General features: G+C 31.5%; 21 protein-coding genes and 2 tRNA genes. All 23 read right to left on the bottom strand.

What is annotated here, in order from left to right; genetic code table 11:
* Positions 1 to 8 precede the first annotated feature (8 nt).
* The 23 genes from VIM70_RS01595 to VIM70_RS01485 all read right to left on the bottom strand — a co-directional run bounded on the left by VIM70_RS01595 (position 9) and on the right by VIM70_RS01485 (position 18,245).
* On the bottom strand, positions 9 to 335 hold the full coding sequence (locus VIM70_RS01595) for a hypothetical protein (RefSeq protein ID WP_331943460.1): 327 nt from the start codon (positions 333 to 335) through the stop codon (positions 9 to 11).
* On the bottom strand, positions 332 to 769 hold the full coding sequence (locus tag VIM70_RS01590; RefSeq protein ID WP_331943458.1) for a hypothetical protein: 438 nt from the start codon (positions 767 to 769) through the stop codon (positions 332 to 334). The genes VIM70_RS01595 and VIM70_RS01590 overlap by 4 nt, the downstream gene beginning before the upstream one ends.
* Before the next feature lie 16 nt (positions 770 to 785).
* The gene (locus VIM70_RS01585) at positions 786 to 1,376 is read right to left on the bottom strand and encodes a hypothetical protein (RefSeq protein ID WP_331943456.1); all 591 of its coding nucleotides are present in this window, start codon (positions 1,374 to 1,376) and stop codon (positions 786 to 788) included.
* 68 nt (positions 1,377 to 1,444) lie between these two features.
* The gene (locus VIM70_RS01580; RefSeq protein WP_331943454.1) at positions 1,445 to 2,437 is read right to left on the bottom strand and encodes a hypothetical protein; all 993 of its coding nucleotides are present in this window, start codon (positions 2,435 to 2,437) and stop codon (positions 1,445 to 1,447) included.
* Between the two features lie 34 nt (positions 2,438 to 2,471).
* On the bottom strand, positions 2,472 to 3,014 hold the full coding sequence (locus VIM70_RS01575; RefSeq protein ID WP_331943452.1) for a hypothetical protein: 543 nt from the start codon (positions 3,012 to 3,014) through the stop codon (positions 2,472 to 2,474).
* A gap of 32 nt (positions 3,015 to 3,046) precedes the next feature.
* Entirely contained in the window at positions 3,047 to 4,615 is a 1,569-nt protein-coding gene (locus tag VIM70_RS01570; RefSeq protein WP_331943450.1) for a hypothetical protein, read from the bottom strand.
* A gap of 30 nt (positions 4,616 to 4,645) precedes the next feature.
* Positions 4,646 to 6,163 (bottom strand): hypothetical protein, encoded by a 1,518-nt coding sequence (locus VIM70_RS01565; protein ID WP_331943448.1) that lies wholly within the window; start codon positions 6,161 to 6,163, stop codon positions 4,646 to 4,648.
* A gap of 21 nt (positions 6,164 to 6,184) precedes the next feature.
* The gene (locus VIM70_RS01560) at positions 6,185 to 7,963 is read right to left on the bottom strand and encodes a hypothetical protein (RefSeq protein WP_331943446.1); all 1,779 of its coding nucleotides are present in this window, start codon (positions 7,961 to 7,963) and stop codon (positions 6,185 to 6,187) included.
* Positions 7,963 to 8,934, bottom strand: a complete 972-nt coding sequence (locus tag VIM70_RS01555) for a hypothetical protein (protein WP_331943444.1) — start codon at positions 8,932 to 8,934, stop codon at positions 7,963 to 7,965. Before VIM70_RS01555 ends, VIM70_RS01560 begins: the two co-directional genes overlap by 1 nt.
* An 83-nt stretch (positions 8,935 to 9,017) precedes the next feature.
* Positions 9,018 to 9,482: a hypothetical protein gene (locus VIM70_RS01550; protein WP_331943442.1), complete on the bottom strand. Its 465-nt coding sequence runs from the start codon at positions 9,480 to 9,482 to the stop codon at positions 9,018 to 9,020.
* 54 nt (positions 9,483 to 9,536) lie between these two features.
* Positions 9,537 to 9,878 (bottom strand): hypothetical protein, encoded by a 342-nt coding sequence (locus VIM70_RS01545; protein WP_331943440.1) that lies wholly within the window; start codon positions 9,876 to 9,878, stop codon positions 9,537 to 9,539.
* 17 nt (positions 9,879 to 9,895) lie between these two features.
* Positions 9,896 to 10,483, bottom strand: a complete 588-nt coding sequence (locus VIM70_RS01540; protein WP_331943438.1) for an ATP-dependent Clp protease proteolytic subunit — start codon at positions 10,481 to 10,483, stop codon at positions 9,896 to 9,898.
* Positions 10,484 to 10,509: 26 nt separating this feature from the next.
* Positions 10,510 to 11,727, bottom strand: coding sequence for a metallophosphoesterase family protein (locus VIM70_RS01535; RefSeq protein ID WP_331943436.1), 1,218 nt, complete (start codon positions 11,725 to 11,727; stop codon positions 10,510 to 10,512).
* A gap of 228 nt (positions 11,728 to 11,955) precedes the next feature.
* Positions 11,956 to 12,029, bottom strand: a tRNA-Thr gene (locus VIM70_RS01530).
* Between the two features lie 3 nt (positions 12,030 to 12,032).
* Positions 12,033 to 12,108, bottom strand: a tRNA-Asn gene (locus tag VIM70_RS01525).
* 285 nt (positions 12,109 to 12,393) lie between these two features.
* Entirely contained in the window at positions 12,394 to 12,558 is a 165-nt protein-coding gene (locus tag VIM70_RS01520) for a hypothetical protein (RefSeq protein WP_331943434.1), read from the bottom strand.
* 112 nt (positions 12,559 to 12,670) lie between these two features.
* Positions 12,671 to 12,955: an HU family DNA-binding protein gene (locus VIM70_RS01515; protein WP_331943432.1), complete on the bottom strand. Its 285-nt coding sequence runs from the start codon at positions 12,953 to 12,955 to the stop codon at positions 12,671 to 12,673.
* A gap of 31 nt (positions 12,956 to 12,986) precedes the next feature.
* Positions 12,987 to 14,222, bottom strand: a complete 1,236-nt coding sequence (locus VIM70_RS01510; RefSeq protein ID WP_331943430.1) for a PhoH family protein — start codon at positions 14,220 to 14,222, stop codon at positions 12,987 to 12,989.
* A gap of 37 nt (positions 14,223 to 14,259) precedes the next feature.
* On the bottom strand, positions 14,260 to 14,499 hold the full coding sequence (locus tag VIM70_RS01505; protein ID WP_331943428.1) for a hypothetical protein: 240 nt from the start codon (positions 14,497 to 14,499) through the stop codon (positions 14,260 to 14,262).
* A 279-nt stretch (positions 14,500 to 14,778) separates the two neighbouring features.
* Positions 14,779 to 17,289, bottom strand: coding sequence for a hypothetical protein (locus VIM70_RS01500; protein ID WP_331943426.1), 2,511 nt, complete (start codon positions 17,287 to 17,289; stop codon positions 14,779 to 14,781).
* A gap of 122 nt (positions 17,290 to 17,411) precedes the next feature.
* Positions 17,412 to 17,606 carry a hypothetical protein gene (locus VIM70_RS01495; protein WP_331943424.1) on the bottom strand — a complete coding sequence of 65 codons (195 nt, stop codon included), beginning with the start codon at positions 17,604 to 17,606 and terminating at the stop codon, positions 17,412 to 17,414.
* A 113-nt stretch (positions 17,607 to 17,719) separates the two neighbouring features.
* Positions 17,720 to 17,890 carry a hypothetical protein gene (locus VIM70_RS01490; RefSeq protein WP_331943422.1) on the bottom strand — a complete coding sequence of 57 codons (171 nt, stop codon included), beginning with the start codon at positions 17,888 to 17,890 and terminating at the stop codon, positions 17,720 to 17,722.
* A complete protein-coding gene (locus VIM70_RS01485) occupies positions 17,880 to 18,245 on the bottom strand; it encodes a hypothetical protein (RefSeq protein ID WP_331943420.1) in 366 nt (121 codons plus the stop codon). The genes VIM70_RS01490 and VIM70_RS01485 overlap by 11 nt, the downstream gene beginning before the upstream one ends.
* Between the last annotated feature and the right edge of the window lie 345 nt (positions 18,246 to 18,590).

The raw sequence follows: 18,590 nt of genomic DNA, 5'->3' as shown, positions 1-18,590 counted from the left end.
CCAGCCTTTCATGATAAACCATATTGCTTTTGAAGTTTCTGAACTAAATTTATACAAGAGAATATTTCCTTCTTAAAAACTTTATGATCTACTTCTGTATCAGAAATTAGATATTGTACTTTACACATCAAACTAATAAATCTTGCATCATTTTTTAAGATTGTAATTAATTCTTTACTCCCAATCAACTCTCTATTGAGACTTTCAAGGTAACTGAGCAAAGTTTCACTATTATCTTCTTTTAAGCAAAGACTTTTGTATAATTGCCCAATAAGGAACTTCAAGTAATTCTCAAATGCTTTTTCATTAAGCATTCCAAATTTCACTTCAATCATAATCCCAAATCCTTTTTGGGATCAAAATTAGAATGTAAATAAGAAGTAATCATTCTGTTTGCTGTTACTGTTGCTAAAGTATGTGTTTGTCTAATCTCTTTAAGTAAATTTGCAGGGGAGAACATACTAAAATCTTTACTCGATAAATTATTTCGCAAATTCTCAATCGTATAGAGCTTTGGATTAAGCCATTCTACAACTAATAATTTTGCAAGAATACCTTTTTCTTTATCAGTTAATTCTAGATTAAATTGCTTTAAAACTTTATCTCTGTCTGATAAATCTATTTTACATTTACTAAATTCACCAATTGAACTTAACAACCAACCTTCGAGAATTTCATTTTGAATGTCAGAAGACAAACTTAAAAACTCATAGTCAGAAGTCATGCCTGAAAACAAATCATAAATATCACTATATGGAGTTGGAGTCATGTATCACAACTCCTTTCTACTTAATAAAGTCTTTTAAGCTAGTGTGCATTATTTTATCAATGACACTAATAATTCTAGTATCATATAAAGTACCGTTGTCAATCATTTCTCTTGCCTTATCAGCAATCAATACTCTTGTTCCGTTAGGTGCTTTACTTAAGATTTCCTCAATTTTCTTAGGAGTTTTTTGAAAGAAATCTTCTAAGTTTTCTCCAACTTCAGAAATTGTTCTGTATAGTTCTGCAAGACCACGAATTGAAGCAACAACTTCTTCATCCTCAATAATAATCCAAGGCTTTGTAAGAAATTTAGGTTGCGATGCCCTCATGGTTAATATTTCACCGTACTCAACGTCTTCTGTTGTTCCAAAATCATTCCAAACTATTGTAGTACCAGTTCTAGTAGAGATATAAGTAAGTCCACCATAAGTAGCACTCCTGCAAGGAATTAATTCATTTCTATCTATTTGTATTTTTGGCTTTCTTTGTACGGGTTGAGTTTCAGGAATCAATTCAACTTTTTCAATTGCAGGTTTCTTGGTAGCTACTTTTTTCTTTGTAACCACTTTTGTTACTGGTTTATCCGTAATATCTTTTTTAACTACCATTTATATTCTTCCCTTTCATTCAGATAATAGGGAAGAACTAACTTCCCTATTATTATATTAACTATAGATTACAGATCATAAATTCCATATAATTTGTTGAAAATGGTGCTTACACCGAAGTTCTTAACCATTTTGTAAGCAACGGACATATCAAGAGTAGATTCTCCATTGGACTCATCTACGATAGCACTGACACCTTCATTGACGATTTTAATAGGTTTAACATTCATTGGAAGGATATAAAGAAGAGTGTCATCCAATTTGAAATCAAAAGTATTCAAGTTATGAACTTGGGTAATAGGCATAAGAGGAAGACCTCTCCAGAAACCAAGCTTACCTCCTGTATACATTTCATTCTTCATGTTTTCACTCCAAGAAATATCAGCAGTACCATAAAGGTTGCCCAATGCAACTTTTGTCCCAGCGATTACGATAGGTGCATTACCATTGGCAGCTTGAACATGATCACAAATGCTTTGAAGAGTTGCAGCAGCAAAAGTACCTGTCATTTTGAAAACTGAAGGAAGGTATGCAATTGAAGCATTCATCGAAGTATAAATGGTATCTTTTAATTGATTGTCAAAACCTTCTTGCACTTTACCTACTAATTTACTCCAGTCTAAGCGACCAGCCATAATACGAAGCAACGATTCTCCAACAGCCAAACCATAAGTACTAACTGGTACAGAGAATACAGAACCTACGTCCATTCTTTGTGTCTTAATGTCCAAGTTGCCTCGTGCAATCTTGGATACTGTAAGAATAGAATCTGACTCAACTACGAATTCATTTTTGTCTCCAAGGTTCATGTCTTTGAAGTCAACAAATTGATTGAAAAATGTATTGTCAGCCCATCCAGAAGTAACAACCTCATCAAGAGCTACCTCTACAATTTCAAAAATTTCATTCTTATGTTTTCTGAAAGTTCTATAGTCAGGTGTAGCAGAACCACAAATTTCAACAAGAGCTTCTTTAACAACTTTATTACCATCTTTTACAGAAAACTTATCAACCGAACCACGAGCAGTATCAACCATAACTTTAATTAAATCTTTACTCATAATAATTACTTTCCTCCTTTTAATTTATTTATTATTAAACGCTTAATACACGAGCACGAATTTTCTTATATGTATTTCCTACTTGACCATTAGAACCTACATATGTCATAAGTCCAACTGTTTCAACAGCTTCAATTTTCAGAACTGTTTTAGCAGTGCCAGAGGCAGCAATTTCTGCAAGTTTATAAGAAGCATTTGCAGCGATTAAAAAGTTTCCTACTACTGCATCAGTAGCGAGCAAAGTAACACCATCATAAGAAATTTCTACAACGTCACCAACATTGAGTTCATAACCTTTGCAGATTGTGTTAGCTTCAATAGAAAATTGTCCTAGTTGTTTCTTTGTATATGTGGACTCATCATAAAGAATTTCATCCATGTAGACCATTACTGCCGTAGCTGTAGGAATAGTTGCAGTTGCAAATTGATTCAGATCATAAACCTCTTGTTCACCAGAAACAATATTACCTACGATACCTACGAAACCATTTTGAAGAACTGTTGCATTTTTAACATTATAGATATGACCAATTTTACGACTTTTTACCTTAACTAAATCACAAATTGAGTTTGCCATTTTAAAATTCCTCCTTATTTCTTATTTATATATTATTTATCAAGATATTTTGTAAACAACCCACCATAAGGTTCATTGTCAACATCATCTTCATGGGAAACGCTAATTTTAACTGTAGCTTTCTTAACTTTGTTTACTGAGAAGTTTGCAGTCTTTTTGACAAATAAAAGTGCTAATTCTTTTTCAAGATTTTCAAGTGTGAAGTTAGCAGAATTTGTTTTTAATGCTTCAAACTCTTCAACACCAGTAAGCTTCTCTTCGTATTGAGAGAACATTTCTGTCTCTTGATCTGCACGTAATTCAGAAAGAGTAACTACTTCAAATTCTTGAAGTCTTACAATTTCAGGTTTAACTAATTCATATTCAGTTGTAATTGTGTCTAGTAAAGTTTGTACTTCATTAACTGCTGTTTCCTTTTCAGTAGTAAACTGAGCAGTCAATTCTTTTTCTTTGTCGCTAATAGCATAGTCAATTGCTTCTTGAGGGAACATGCTGATTACAACAGTACCTTCAATAAAATCAACTATTTCAAATTTCTTGCGTTTCTTTGATGTGAAATCAACGACAACAGAATCGCCACTTGCAGAATAAGCGAATCCAAAAAGATTATAATTTTCTTGTCTGTCATAAGCGAACACTTCTGAGTCAGTGTGATCAACTGGTGAGTATTTGGAACAATTGTCGCCCCATCTGTCAACAAACATTTCTGACCTTATAGCGTTATCAAGTTCTTCTTCCTTTTGAGAAGCTAATAGTTCAAATTGTTCTTTAGCTTTAACTTCTATCTCTTCAATTGAAAGTTCTTCAATACTAAATGAAATACTTTCTGGTGTAAGATTGTATTTGGTTAGGACTTCTAACTTTTCATCCAATTTCAATTTCTCCTCCTTTTCAAAGTTATTTTCTGGGGTATTTATATCAACCTCTGGATTAGCAGAGGGTTGAATCTTAGAAAACTGTTTGAACTGTTCCATCTTTTCTTGGATTTCCTTCTTAAAATCTTCAGAAGAGAATTTTAGTTCAATAGACGCTTCTTCCATAGCAGGTAAAATATCTATATTAGATAATGCACATGCACCAAAGAATTGGAAAGATGTAAAATGAAATAAATTATCATCTTCAAAACGACCTTGATAATTTTGATGAACTTCCATAGACTGCTGATGTTTTGTATCCCTTTGGAGAATATCAATAGGGTCATCCCATTTTGTCCAAAGAAGACCATCTACAACAAGATACTCACGTTCAATGCCACTCTCAGTGGTTTGTTTTTCAAATCTAGCATTATTAGTTTCAGGAATTACCCCAATTGCTTGACCAATATATTTAATTTTATATTGACCGTCATCTTTAACCAATACCTGCCTATGGTCTGAGTAATCAATTTCACCATCTTTATTCTCTTCTATGTAAGCTAGAATTGGCGTGTTAGCTAAAGATGGAATAGCAGATTGCACAACATCTTTTGCAAAATATGAGCCATTAAAATTTTCTTCTGTATGCATGAGCTTAATAGTTACTTCCATGAATCTCGTATCTTCAACTTCATATGTTTTTCTTACAGAAAATTCAACTGGAATATTCCTACCCACAACATCCACGTATTTTCACCTCCTTAAACAGTCACCAAGTTACTCAATGACTTCATCTAAATCTATAGTATATGCGCGATTAGCAGGATCATTTGAACCATTAGCAACAGTTTTATCTCCACTTGCAGTTTTAACCCCATCCGCTTTCTTAGGCGCACCGCCAGTTCCATCAGAACTTAAAGTTGCAGATGATTGCATTGGAATCATAAGATTTGGAAGGTCTAGAATTGTATTTTCTAAAAATAATAAATTATTAAATGAGTTTGGGGAAATTCCTAAACAAGCAGCAGCTTTCATTTTAGTTGGAAGACCATATGAAGCTGATGTAATAAAACTATCAAATAATTCTTTATAATTGAATATAGTAGAATTTATATATGATACTTTAAATTTATAGGTTTCTGAATTATATCTATCAACTAACCTATTTACATTTCTTTCTATCTGCTTAACTAACGACCAACTCAATGCTTCATCCGTGATCACGCTTTTTGCTAAACTAGCACCCGTTCCATCAGCAGCAGACATTAGCAATTGACTTACTCCAGATTCAGTCCAGAACTGAGCGTTACTATCAGCTACTCTGTTAGTTTGTGTTTTCTCTTCATCAAATTTAATAGGTGCTAATTCAGTTGGAGATAAAAGCAATCCAATTTCAGGAGGTAAAATACTGGCAATGAAATTATAATATTTTGTAACTTCATCAGGATCAATCAGATATGGATTAGATGCATCAGACTTCGGATCTAAAGGTAGTGTCATAGCAAGCAAGGAATAAGCACCTAATGCAGTTCTTGTTTTTTGGAGTGCCTTATAGTCTTCAATGTCGTAAAGACTAGCGAAAACTGAACAAAATGGCACTAAAGGGTAATCAATATCTTCACTTATCTTTAAACAAAAACATTTTTCTGGGTCAACTTCTTGCCATCTTTTATGTGTTTGGTCTTTTTTGTAGATAGCAAACATTTCTTCGAATTCACTAGGAAATTGTGCAAATATAGCTTTGTTTTTACCATTAAAATATAAAAAGTCAAAACTATACGTATAGCAACCATCTACTATACTAGTTATCTCGCAATAATCATTTGGAAGTTTTTGAAGAAAGAATGAGTCTTTAGTTGAATGAGCATATCCAAAGAAAATATCTTCTCTCCAAGCACCCACTCTTGCTTTAATTAACTCATGTTGTAAATTCATATTTTCTACTGTTAAACAAAGGTCATTATATGTTTTTAAGAACATTTTATTATTTAACTTTTCATAATTAATATAATAAGGTTCAACAGTATATTGCATTAAATGAATAGTTGCAAAGTAATTTATCAAACGTCTATACTGAGGTGAGACTACATATAGAAAATTACTCATTCTTCTCAAGTTTTTAGAATATAGCTCAGGTTTCTCCAAATACTTAATTACATCTTCTCTAGTATATTTAGTAAAGAATGATTGAGTTTTTTTAGCACTTGAGTTATTTAAGTCCTGTAATATTAATTTTGCTAATTTTGAGAAGTCTAGATTTGGGACAGTTGGTGGAGTAGGTTGTTTTACGGTCAAAAGATTACCTCCTTTCTGAGATTATGAACGTAATGTTGGTTTACGGAATTTCATAAGTGATGATAAATTAGTATGTTTTTTCTTTCTTTGCTTGTTTTTCTTTTCCTGTAAATGAATCCAAAACATTCCATAAAGCAATGCAGAGAACTTATCCTTCTGGATTTTTCTTGACACACGTTCAATTTTAGTATCATTACCGTTTTGCTTATATACTAAATTCATAATTTCTTCACTTAAATTATCACTTAATATATATGGAATTTGATAATTAGCTAATTCATCGCTATCTCTGATTTTATGTTTAATTTTCTTTTCCATATCCTTTATACCTTCATATGGACTTTTCAGTAAACCGATATCCATTTTATTAAAGACTTGCATAAAGTTATTTATCATGTCACTATTTTTTGTATCTTTATTCTGTGCTTTTAATGCAAAGACCATAGGGATACCATTCTCTGACTCGTATTTTTTCCATTGTGCTTTTTCATCATTTACAACATTATAGGGGGGATTACCATCATCTAAATTTAACACTAATTGATCTACTACCCCAGAACCAATTCCGTTTGCATCAACTATTAGGATTCTAGCTTTAAATTCTTTTACTTTCTGTTTTAAGAATTTTGCTTGCCAAGTATCATGTTGTCCCTCCATAGAAAATAGATTTACGACTTCCTTAACAAAATTTCCATCGCTTCTAGGAGTTAACTTTATAATAACTAAACAAGAAAGAGCGTTTTCGTCTCCTTCATTTCTACTAACGTCATATGCTAAACAGTAAATGACATTGTTATCACCACAGTGTTCCCACTCAGCAACACCTACTGTTCTACACTTCCGTAATTTATCGTCAGAAACAAGAGAGTCTGTGCTAGAACCTGTCCAGATACTTTGGTATTCTCTCATGAAGTCAAGAATTGAAAATGTAGGTGATTCTCTAAGTTCTTCAATAAAATCAATATCTAATTGTCCATACATACAAGGCAACTCGTAAGAGTTACCAATGCAAAATGCAGATTTACCATTAAGCATGTCTTGATATACTTCAGCCATCTTCTCGTATGCAAATTGTTGTTGCGTCCCTGCTGTAGTGATATATAGCTCACATTTATGAACTTCACTTGGGTCAACGCCACCACATGATGCTATACGATCATTAGCCATTAAGGGCACAACTACAGCATTAAGTATATTCCCATCAAATTTCTTATCGGAAATTTCCTCAATTGCTCCTCCGTATCTACGACCTCCACGACTAGAATCACGCATTTGAACAACGTCATATTTAGAACCATTGTGGAAAACCAATTTAGTATAATCTTTATTTTCTGTAAAAATCTTTATTTCATTTCTTAGCAAAGGATAATGCTCTAAAATATCATTAATATTATCAGCAGTAATTTTAGCAGCTTGTTCTTTACCGACTGCACATGTGAAAAGTTTTGTTTTGGGGTACATAATACATTTTAAAATAAAAGCTAAATTTTGAAGATAACTCTTAGAAGTACCCCTAGTGGCAGTAAGAAAAACTTTTCGATATCTCATCATTATTCTTAGATATACTCTTTGATAATAATACAATTGTATTTTAGAATCAGGCGAAGAAATGAAGTCAAGGAATTTATCAGGGAAAAACCTAAAATAACTACATAATTCTCTCCATTTTTCCTTAGAAGCTTCAAACCCTTTAATTTGCAAATTATTAATATTATTAGATTCAATACTTTGTGGATTAGCGAATGTATCGCTATCTTTTGTTCCTCTGTTTCTTTTACTAAAATTACTTGACGATGCCACTACGCATCATCTCCATTAACAATATCAGAACTGTCATCAACCTCAATGTCATTAATAATAATTTGATTAATGTTATCAATCTCATCCATTTCTATCTTTGGAGAGTCAAGAGGAGGTGATACCATTGACTCTACTTTATTTAATTTCAAAGTGAAGTTTTCAATATGCATAATTGTCTTATCAACAATATCTTGAGTAAGACCCCTAATTTTTCTGTAATGCTCCCAAGGTGGTATAAACCCATCCTTTTCAACTTCTGCATAAATGGTGGAAAAATTACGAATTCCTCCTGTTTTATCTGCATCTGTCTTATCCATTGCTCTAAACTTAGAATCAGCCATATATTTGGAAAATAAATTACCTAGTTTTGTAGCTTCATCATAATGACTCTCTTCAAGCTCTTTATCCATTTTCAATGAAATTATAGCTAACTTTTTTAGATAAACCTTATCTTGTGCAGTCTCAATATTATTAGATAACTCCATGCCACTATAAAAATCTTCTAGTTTTGCATAGTCTTCTCTAGGATGAATGCCCCAACGAATAATAATTTCTTCTGTAACCTCAAAGGCAGTTGTTGTATTTATATATTGACCCATGTTTATCTTTACAGGATTAATACTATCTGGCTCGAATTTACTATCTTTCCATGTTCCTTTTTTAAATTCATTAATTTTAGAGTTCGCCATTGTAATATATCTACTCCAAGGATCATCTGGGTTATTTTCTTTTGCACTTCTCCAATATGAGTAAATGAATGGAATGTCTAATAGCTGAAGGATCTTATATACAGTTTCTATCGTATTATAATCAAGCATGGATTTTACGCATATCTTGCATATGTTTAATTTACCATCCACGGACAAGACGGAATTTGTATTATAGAACGCGGAAAATATTAATTCCCTGTGGCAATTATCACACTCTTTTTTAGGTCTTGGTTCTGTATTTTTTACTCTCCTAACTACCATATTTTCATTCTCCTTTAATTCATGTTTATAGACATAACGAAATTCTCCATCAAACAAGATGGAGAATTTTAAACACCTACAAATTAATCTTCCAAAAAGTCCTGCATTTCTGCCTTAACTTCCAGTTTTCCTAATTCCTTAAACTTATACAATGTCTCAATAACTTTATTAATTGTGCAATCGACACAACCGTCAGAATTAAAAACAACATCCAAACATTCACTAATCAATTCATCTTCACGAGTCTCATTACATTCAGGACAAAAACAATCTTCTAGCTCATCTTCAGGGTCTCCACAACCTTCACATTGAGTGCAGTCATATTCGCATGTACTACATTCTTGTTCTTCCTGCTCTAGTCTACGTTGTTCTACGCAATCATCACAATCACATTGGATAACTAAAGGTTCTTCTTCAGTGGCAAGTTCTTCACATGCAACTTGTTCATAAAACTCATCAGATGATACCATTAAGCTATCTACAAAGAAATATTCAACCCAATCCTGAGTTTCTTTATCCCATAGTGATTCATTTTTAAATACACGCATATTTATATTTATCCACCTTTATTTATTATTTTAATGTTATTAATGTTATTAAACCTAAAGTTCGGAATTATCCTTTGCATTAGAAACATGTTTAGAAACTTCAATTGAACCATTTGCAGATATCTCACTTATCTTAATATTGTTCTCTATGTTCATTTTATTGAATATATATGCAACACTATCTTCCATACTCCAACCACAATTTATCAGAGCAGTATACATACCACATGCACAACTTGCTTCTTTAATACCCCTAATAAACTCTTCTTTATCAAGTTGCTTAGGTACACTTAACTCCATAGGTTCAAAGAACATAATTATATCTGAATCTGGTTTATTTAATTCTACAGGTAGAATAGCATCTTTTGTTTTTGTTTCCTTTTCTTCTAGCGACATATTAATTCTCCTATTTCCTACAAAATTTTATCCACAATATTGAACTCATCTGTAACTGCATCAGAACCCCAAAAATACCAGTCATACTTCATTTTCTTGATTTCTTCTAATCTTTCATCTGAAATATTTGTAGTATCAGTTATAATTGTTTTAAGTTTATTCCATATAGTTGCTGTTTCTTCCATGTCATCAATCATATCTTGATGTTTTCCAGAAGTTCCAGATATAGCACTATGAACCATAATTCTTGAATCAGGCAAAGCTCTACGTTCACTTCCACTTATTAATATCCAGAACCCACCTGAAAAAGCTATCGTATGAACAGTAGTAATAATCCTGTATCCATCATTTACAACCATACTTCTGATTTTAGAGCAGAGGGCAATTGTTGAATATGCATCTCCACCGTATGTATCCAAAACAATCTCAATAGGTTTTTTAGTTCCTGATTTTTTATCAATAGCTTGAAGTCGATCTAGATAATAAATTACCTTAAAGATAGACTCTCTATCAATCTCCTCACAAATAAAAATACGTCTGTCTCTGATTGCAGAATTTATTTTCATTTCTTCTATTACTCTATCTGGTTGGATCATAATTTCCATATCTATATTACCTTTCAGTTTAAATTTTATTGTAAAATTACATCCTTAATCAATTCAATTTTCCCATTATCATCAACAATACAAATGGTTTGAGATGCAAAAGTTGTAGCTCCAAACTTAACTGAGTAGTCATTATATCCACTCAAACAACCTGTATAAATAACATATCTTCCGTTATTCTCAGACTCAATATTAAAGTTATGTAAATGGCCCTTAAACAGAACATCATAGAATTGGTTATCTACAGAAATCTCATTTCTCATAGCCCTCTTACCATCTTTAGTAGAGTCCTCACCATGAATGAATTTACATTTAAGTCCATTAATACTTTTAACTATTTCTTTATCTGTATGTGATCTATCAATGACTGTTACACGTTTATTATCGGTTATTTCTACATAAGTTTTAAGTTGTTCTCTAATAATAACTTCTGCATTATCTCCATCAAGATTAACTTTCTTATCTCCATTTATTCTGTCGTGATTTCCGTAAATGCTATCATATTCAACTTTTGTATATTTGCTTAACGCACACAGAAATCTATAAATTAGTTTAATAGCTTTATTTATTTGCTCTGATTGTGTAAACTCACAGAATTGACTTTGATTTGCTCTCATGTAAGTATGTTCTATTATATCTCCTGTGTTGACAACAGAAATATTACTAATTCCATACAATTCTATGTATTTATAGCATTCAGAAATAAGTTTATCTACTCTTTTATTAGCAATTTCCCAATTATAGTAATTACCCTTACAATTATCAATCACATACCCGATATGCCAGTCTGTCATATGGACTATCATTTTATATTTGCTATTATTTACATTTAATGTTTCATGACAATATTCAGGAATAATAATCGTACAATTTTCTGATAGATAATCTTTAATATCTTCCGCAACACTAACAGACTTAATGAAGTCTTTTTTTAGAGCATTAAGTTGTCTGTTTTGGTCTCTAATTTGTTGTTTCTTAATATCAAGTTCTCCGACAATTTCTCTAACTTGATCTAATTTCTTTTCTACAATAATATCTCTGATTACTTCTTGTTTTTTGAGAGTACCATCTTTACCTTGGCGTTTTTTAATAAATTGTCTATATGCTTCTCCAGTTGGAAACGGTAGTTCATAAAAATTGTTCAAGTCTGACCAAGAAGGTTTATTAGTATTAAGTAGAGTCTTATATTTATTTCTATTATTTTTGAAGTCTACGCCTATAGTATATAATTCGTTTTTAGACATTCTCAACCTCATCACAATTTATTTTCATTATTAATATCATAATCGACCATATGATTTATCTTAATTAAATCTCATTCCAAAAGGAACAATCTTGACAATACAGAATAGTTTTTTCACAATAAAATTTTAGGAAATACCTATGCTTACCGCAACAGGGGCATGTTGTATCTTCAATATTTAGTTTTTCCATTAGTTTAATCCTCCTTGTAAGAGAATATAATAATTATTTGGAGCCGAAACACAGAATCAAACTGTGAATCTCTGATTACAAAACAGAAGTTTTATCATTAAACTATTTCGGCATTTGGCTGCGAGAGCAAGGTTCGAACTTGCGACATTCTGATTAACAGTCAGACGCTCTACCAACTGAGCTATCACGCAATATAGTGCAACAATCTAAAAACATTAAGTAAGTATTAATACTCCCCCTAAGAAAAACTCATGTTGCAAAGTTTTTGTTCGGTGCTAGTTTTTATCTAAGATATCACTAGCAAACCTATTTAGTATAGTATATTTAGTATTAATAAGCTGACATAACCCAACCAACGACAGCACGTGCAATCCCCACACTAAAACACCAGAGCGTTTAATGGACTTTATTGCACTTCCCAAATATAAGAAGGAGAGAGAATAATTTAAATTATAGATTTATCTCCCCAAAAAGTCTTATTCAGCTTCTTCTGCCGATAGATACTGTTCACAACCATTTATCTTAATATCTAAAATTCCTGGTTTCTTTTCTGTGCCTTCGAGTTTATACAATTTTTGAGACCATTCACAGACACTAGCTTTTACACATGATTCACAAAAAGAATTAATAATTTGTACCATATTATTATATTCCACCTTATTATTTTATTTTACTTGTTACACAAATACAATTTAGTATTCATGTTTCTATATGGTAATGGTGTAATGTGGGATTGTTCCACATATACCTCTCTTATGCTTTAACTTTGTCAGAAAATGCTTTTCCGCAAGAGTACGCAACCTTAAAGGAATCCTCAGTAGTCCAAGTTTCTCCCTTACGATCACCAAATTGAATTGTTCCAGATGTTCCTTTGGTTGCTTTTTTCTCGAAACTACCAAAACCAACAATTTGTACCTTCAAACCTTCTGTTACAGCATCTTCGATAACTTCTAATGTCGCTTTTAGTGAAATTTCTGTGTCCTTTTTAGAGAAACCTGTTTTCTCTGCAATAGCATTAATTAATTCTTGGCGATTCATTTTATATTAACTCCTTTTATTCTGTTTATTTTTAATCCAATAGATCAGCTAATTCAGCCGACTTTGAGCGTTCTGTAATATTTAATTCTACACATCCAAATAATTCTTGACCTTTTAGTTTATTGATGACTTGTTTTAATCCATTGTTTCTTTCAAATAACTTATCATCAATTTGCTTGAAGTCTCCATTTAACCACAAGACACTACCTTCTGCTAAACGACCAATAAGCAATTGGATATGTTCCTTACTCATATTTTCTGCTTCTGTGCAGTAGATAATTGAGCGTTTTAAATCACGCCCACGAATAAATCCTAGATGCTGTAATACAATTACTCCATCATCAATTAACTTAGTTAATCCTTCTACTCCTCCAACATGGTCTGCCAAAGGCATAGCAAATGAAATTAATTTGTCATCAGCACTCCCAGGTAAAAATCCTAATGGTTTACTTCCTAAAACCTCAATATTATTTCTTACAAAAACTAACTTATCAAATACACCTTGTCTTATCATAGAAAGTGCATGAGTAGCCATAATTAGATCCTTGCCTGACCCAGCCTTTCCAAAAATAGCTTTTATAGTTATTAACCTGTTTTGGAACAAGTCAAAAGCTAACTCCTGTTGGTCGTTCCTTGGTTTAATTTTATCTGTATAAGTAAAATCAAGTTTGCTCTTTTTACTTTCAAAAACTACCTTGAAGAACTCATTTCCATTCCATCTTTGTTTATCAACAATTTCTCCATCTTCATTTTTAATAAAAACGTATTCGTTTGTCAATAATCCTATATTATTAAGTTTTTTATTTTCATAAAATGATGCTAATTCAGAATCACTAAATGTTACTTCTCTATATCCTTTGTAATTATCATCCTCAGATGATTTCTCTTCTAATTTGTCACAAGGAATCATGAGCAGATTGCATTTTTCTCTAAACAGCAGATCATTGCTAATTGCGCGTACTTCATTATTACTATCATAAAGTTGATTCAGCACAGAGATAATCTTATTGTCCATTGAACCAATATCAAAATATGAAGGTAGGTCAAAATTACATTCATTAATTATGTATTGAATTTTATCCGCATATTTCTCAATTGCTCTGCCAGCACGACGAGCTTTAAATTTCTTATCATCTACATGACTCTCTTTATGTTTATCTAATTCTTGAAGCACATACCCACAAATGTAGACTTTATCATAATTCAAAAAGATGGAATCAGGGTCTTCCATTAAAACGTTTGTGTCTGGAAAACGTTCTTTGAACAAATATATCATTCCCTTATTATTTATTTTGTCTACATTATTACAAGACACTAAGCAAATATTTTTGATTATGTTTAACTGTTTCTGGGTTAACTTTAGTTCGAGACTCAATTCTAAGTAATTGATTAAATACATTATCATTTACAAATCTAGTTTTTTCTTTCCCAGAACCTTGTTTATTAACAACTACCAATTGATCACCATAGTTACCCTGTGAAGTGAGTTTGAGAATCTTATTGTCTATGAGAAAGTCCATCTGAAGTTTTGATATCTTTTGCAAGTTTATGTAATCTCCTTTGGAGTTTATTTTTGTTACTTTTATTTATATAGTTAAATTGTGATCGACCGCACAATTTAATAAATTACTAAGGGTACAATTTTACAATCATACCCTTCTTCATAAGGGTCATACATATCTCTTTATTTTGTATATTAGGCTATGTTTCCCTTAGAGACTATTATGACGAATTGCTGTAATGCAGTCATACCAACGGTTACATCAATTATGGATATTTGGTTAAATCTCAAACCGTTGGGAGAGTAAGGGTGTAGCATTTTTCTATTTGCGAGATTTATTATATCTAAGTCGTTGTATGGCTCTGTCATTCTCTAATTTTGTAGCTCTCGCACATATTTTACAGTATTTAAGTTTGTTATTCGTCTGGTCTATTAAGTCTCCGCAAGCTTCACAATATGTTTTATTAGTATCCACATTTCCCTTTAGATTCTCAACAATAATATTTCCAAAGCATTCCCATAATGTAGTTTTAAAATTTGACTTTTTAAATTCATATAGATATTTAACCAATACGTCAGTTACATAATATATGTCTTCATTAACTTCTAATATGCTTTTTACAATTTCTTGATAAAGATAAGTTACGTTGCTTTGTTCATCATCTTCATATGTAGAGTTCATCATGAAATGCTTCTTCAAGTCCATCTCTTTATACTTTTTAATAACATCTTCATCTAGCTTTATTCTTTTGTTCTTTAACATCATCTTATAATCAAAATTTCCTAAATTCGCTGCAACAAAACTTATCTTAGTATTAGGTATTATTTTCTCCAATCTATTTACTATACTATTATTAACTTCCTCAACTTTATCCTTTTCTTTATCCTTAGCGTAGATAAAAAAGTGTGGAGTTTTTAACTTTGTATAATCAGTAATCATATTCTTCTTATATTTTGGTCTTACTGGTTTATACAATGTCTTAGCATAATCAATTGTAAAATTATTTTCCATACAAAGTAATTTAACTACTTCAAGGTTTACATTTCCACTATTCCATATCTTTGTAATGTTATTACTTACCGTTCCTATGTTCCCTCCTGTATATGCAGTCTTTAGTCCATTATAGATACTATTATTAGTGATAATTTCAGCAGGAGCTTTTCTCATGTTATAGTATAAGGGAACTATTCCCTCCATATTACGTTCAGCAATAGAAATTAACGCAGGGCAAGCAACTACTAACGATTTATCTCCGTCCACATCAAATTGTAGGATCTTAGATATCAAATCGTGACAACTTGTATATACGCCATTGGTAATAAACCATTTTTTCTTTTCTTCATCAATTACATTGTTTCTGATTGCATGCTCACGATAAAGATGGGGGCTACGTAGGCAATCCAGCTTAGGAGAATTAGGATATAGGTTGCAATATACATCTCCATCATTGAGCAATCCTTTAGGGTCTGTATCTCCAAGAATCAAATACTCACAGAATGCGTAGATATCAGGGATGATAAAAGTGTACACACCATTTATGTCTAACTTAGCTGATCTGCCCTCCTTAACCATACTTTTCTTTACTTGCTTCAATATTTCCTTACTATATGTATCATTCAATAACTCAGGATAAATTTCTAGTGCTTGTTGAATATTATTCTTATTTTTATTAGATTTTTTTACTCCTAATACTTTAAGCATTGTTTTTCTATCTCTACCTATGTTCAAAATATTATGTTTTGTTGTTTTTGCAATAGTTTCTAATTCTTTATTATCCATATCAGTTAACGTCTGAAGCATTTGATAGTTTATCTTTGCGTCACTAAAATCTTCTTCCTCTTCATTGCATTTTCCAGCTTGGCATTTATATTTTATGTAATTATCTTGATACGCTTCCCACCCAGACTTATTTGTGTCAGAATTATTCTGGAAATATTTATACATCTTGAATTGACTACGAGTGAAGATTACCTGTATTCCTTCTTTTAAGATATCATGATGCTTACCATAAATATCAACTACATTTCCATATATCTTTCCATCAGCATTATTATTTGCTTCTATAATAAATTTATCAAATGCAAATGGAACTAGTAATCCTTTGATCCAAGGCAATCTCACCATCATACTCTTATCACTTAAATTTGGTAGCATCATGCCACAACCATCAGTGTGAGAAATAGGAATCTTCATTTGTTGTCTAACGATATCGTATGTTTCATCATCTATAAAATCCACAATACCTTCAACTTCAGTTTCCATATCCTCTACGACTATAGACTTCATAATATTGAATCCGTCCCAAGTATCAGTTGCAGAATTTGCTAATGCCAGATATGCGAGGTACTTATTTATATTTACCCCACCCAATAAATTGATATTCTCAATAGTTAAACCACACATTAATGTATTTTTATGTTTTAGTAAAATACTTTCCTTAATAAAAACTGTTTTCTTTGTCCTGATCTGACCAGCACTAGCAGTTAAGCAAACATATTTTTCATCACCAGACATAAAGTTATCAAGAATAATATCTTCTATCACATCAAAGAAATATGTCTGAACAATTATAATATCTGTAGACAATGTATTTTCTTCAATGTTAATTGTCCTTGTTAGAACTGAATCAAATACGGATATTATATTACGTTTGTTTAAAGACTCTTCTCTAAGACTTCTAATTCCACTATGTAAATTAAACTCTTTATATAGCATTTTCTTATAGATTTTAAGTCTTTTATTGGTATTATGGAGGAATTTTACTAACATTTCTCTATTTATTTCACTTATTTTTCCCTTGTCTATTTTCTTTTGTAATTTATTTCTGAACATATAATTCTTATTCAAACGATTATGTATGACCATTTCATTGCTATTATAAAAGCTACTAGTATCTACACTATAAATATGAATTTGTTTGTTCAGACTAATAGTAATCAATCTCCTTTATTTTTCTAATCTTCAAAGAACCATGCATCAGCAGGATCATCTGGGTCTAGGTTATTTCTAAATTCTATTTCTTCATCCCATTCTGATTTTGTTTTGCCAAAATGATCTTCTACATCCCATTCTTTGCAATTGTCATTATAGCAAATTGTATCCTCACAAGAATCACAAGTTCCATCACATTCTTCTTTATATTTACTCATAATTACTTTCCTCCTTTAAATTTTAACGTAACTACCACGCCAAATACAAAAAATGATAAAGCTCCAAATACAATTGATTCTATAAGTGAACTAAAACCAATACCTGCAAACATTTATAGCTCCTCCTTACATGGTACTGATGCTATGTTGTGATACTTAGCACAATCTGAACATATGTATTGGTCTGAATCTAAGGTAATAAAAATATCTTTTGTTTGAGTTAATTCAACTTGGCACATATGACACTCTTCAGAAATAAAGGATTCCGTATTATTATGAAACATATGCCTCTACCTCCGAAACCGAATCTGTATAGTCTTCGATTACCAATTCTAATGATTGCGAAGTTAGTTGCGACAATTGGAGTTCCAGAGGCATAGATCCAATATGATAACTCATTACACCAAATTTATCCTTAGCCATAAATAGCGAACCCATACCTGTGAGTAGGTGTTGATTATTATAAATTCTACCTGAAACTCTTACTAGTTTACTTATAGTGTTGTTTGAATTGTAAATTGTATCTAAGATATCAGTGATAGATTTCTGCGTGTGATCAACCAAATCAGTGATTATGTAATTCATTTTATCTTGGTTATCCTCAAGTTCTAGTTTGCCATTAAAATATATTGTTCTCATATGTATTTTTACCTCTTTCTTTTATGTTATTTACTATTTGTAATTACAGTGTAAATCCTTACCTTTAGTCACCATTTTAAGCACTTTTGAAACTACAATTTTAAACATACCCCAAACCCTACTCCCACAAGGGATACAGCGTTTATCCACAATTAATTTTGTGCCATCAAAACGTACCTAGTTTAATAGCAAATACTGTACCCCTCATAATCTTACCTTGAGACAATTTGAGTTGATTCTAGAGCGTTTAATTTGCATTTTACTATATGTAATATATTATTTATTAGTTGTATTAGATAATTTCTTTGCTTCTTTTAGTTTGAGTTTTAATTTATCGGTTTTGAT

Origin of the sequence: Clostridium sp., from assembly GCF_036569345.1 — a bacterium.
Lineage (GTDB): Bacteria > Bacillota > Clostridia > Clostridiales > Clostridiaceae > Clostridium_AD.
The sequence above is the reverse complement of the archived record's forward strand: the minus strand, read 5'-3'. Positions and strand labels throughout refer to the sequence as shown.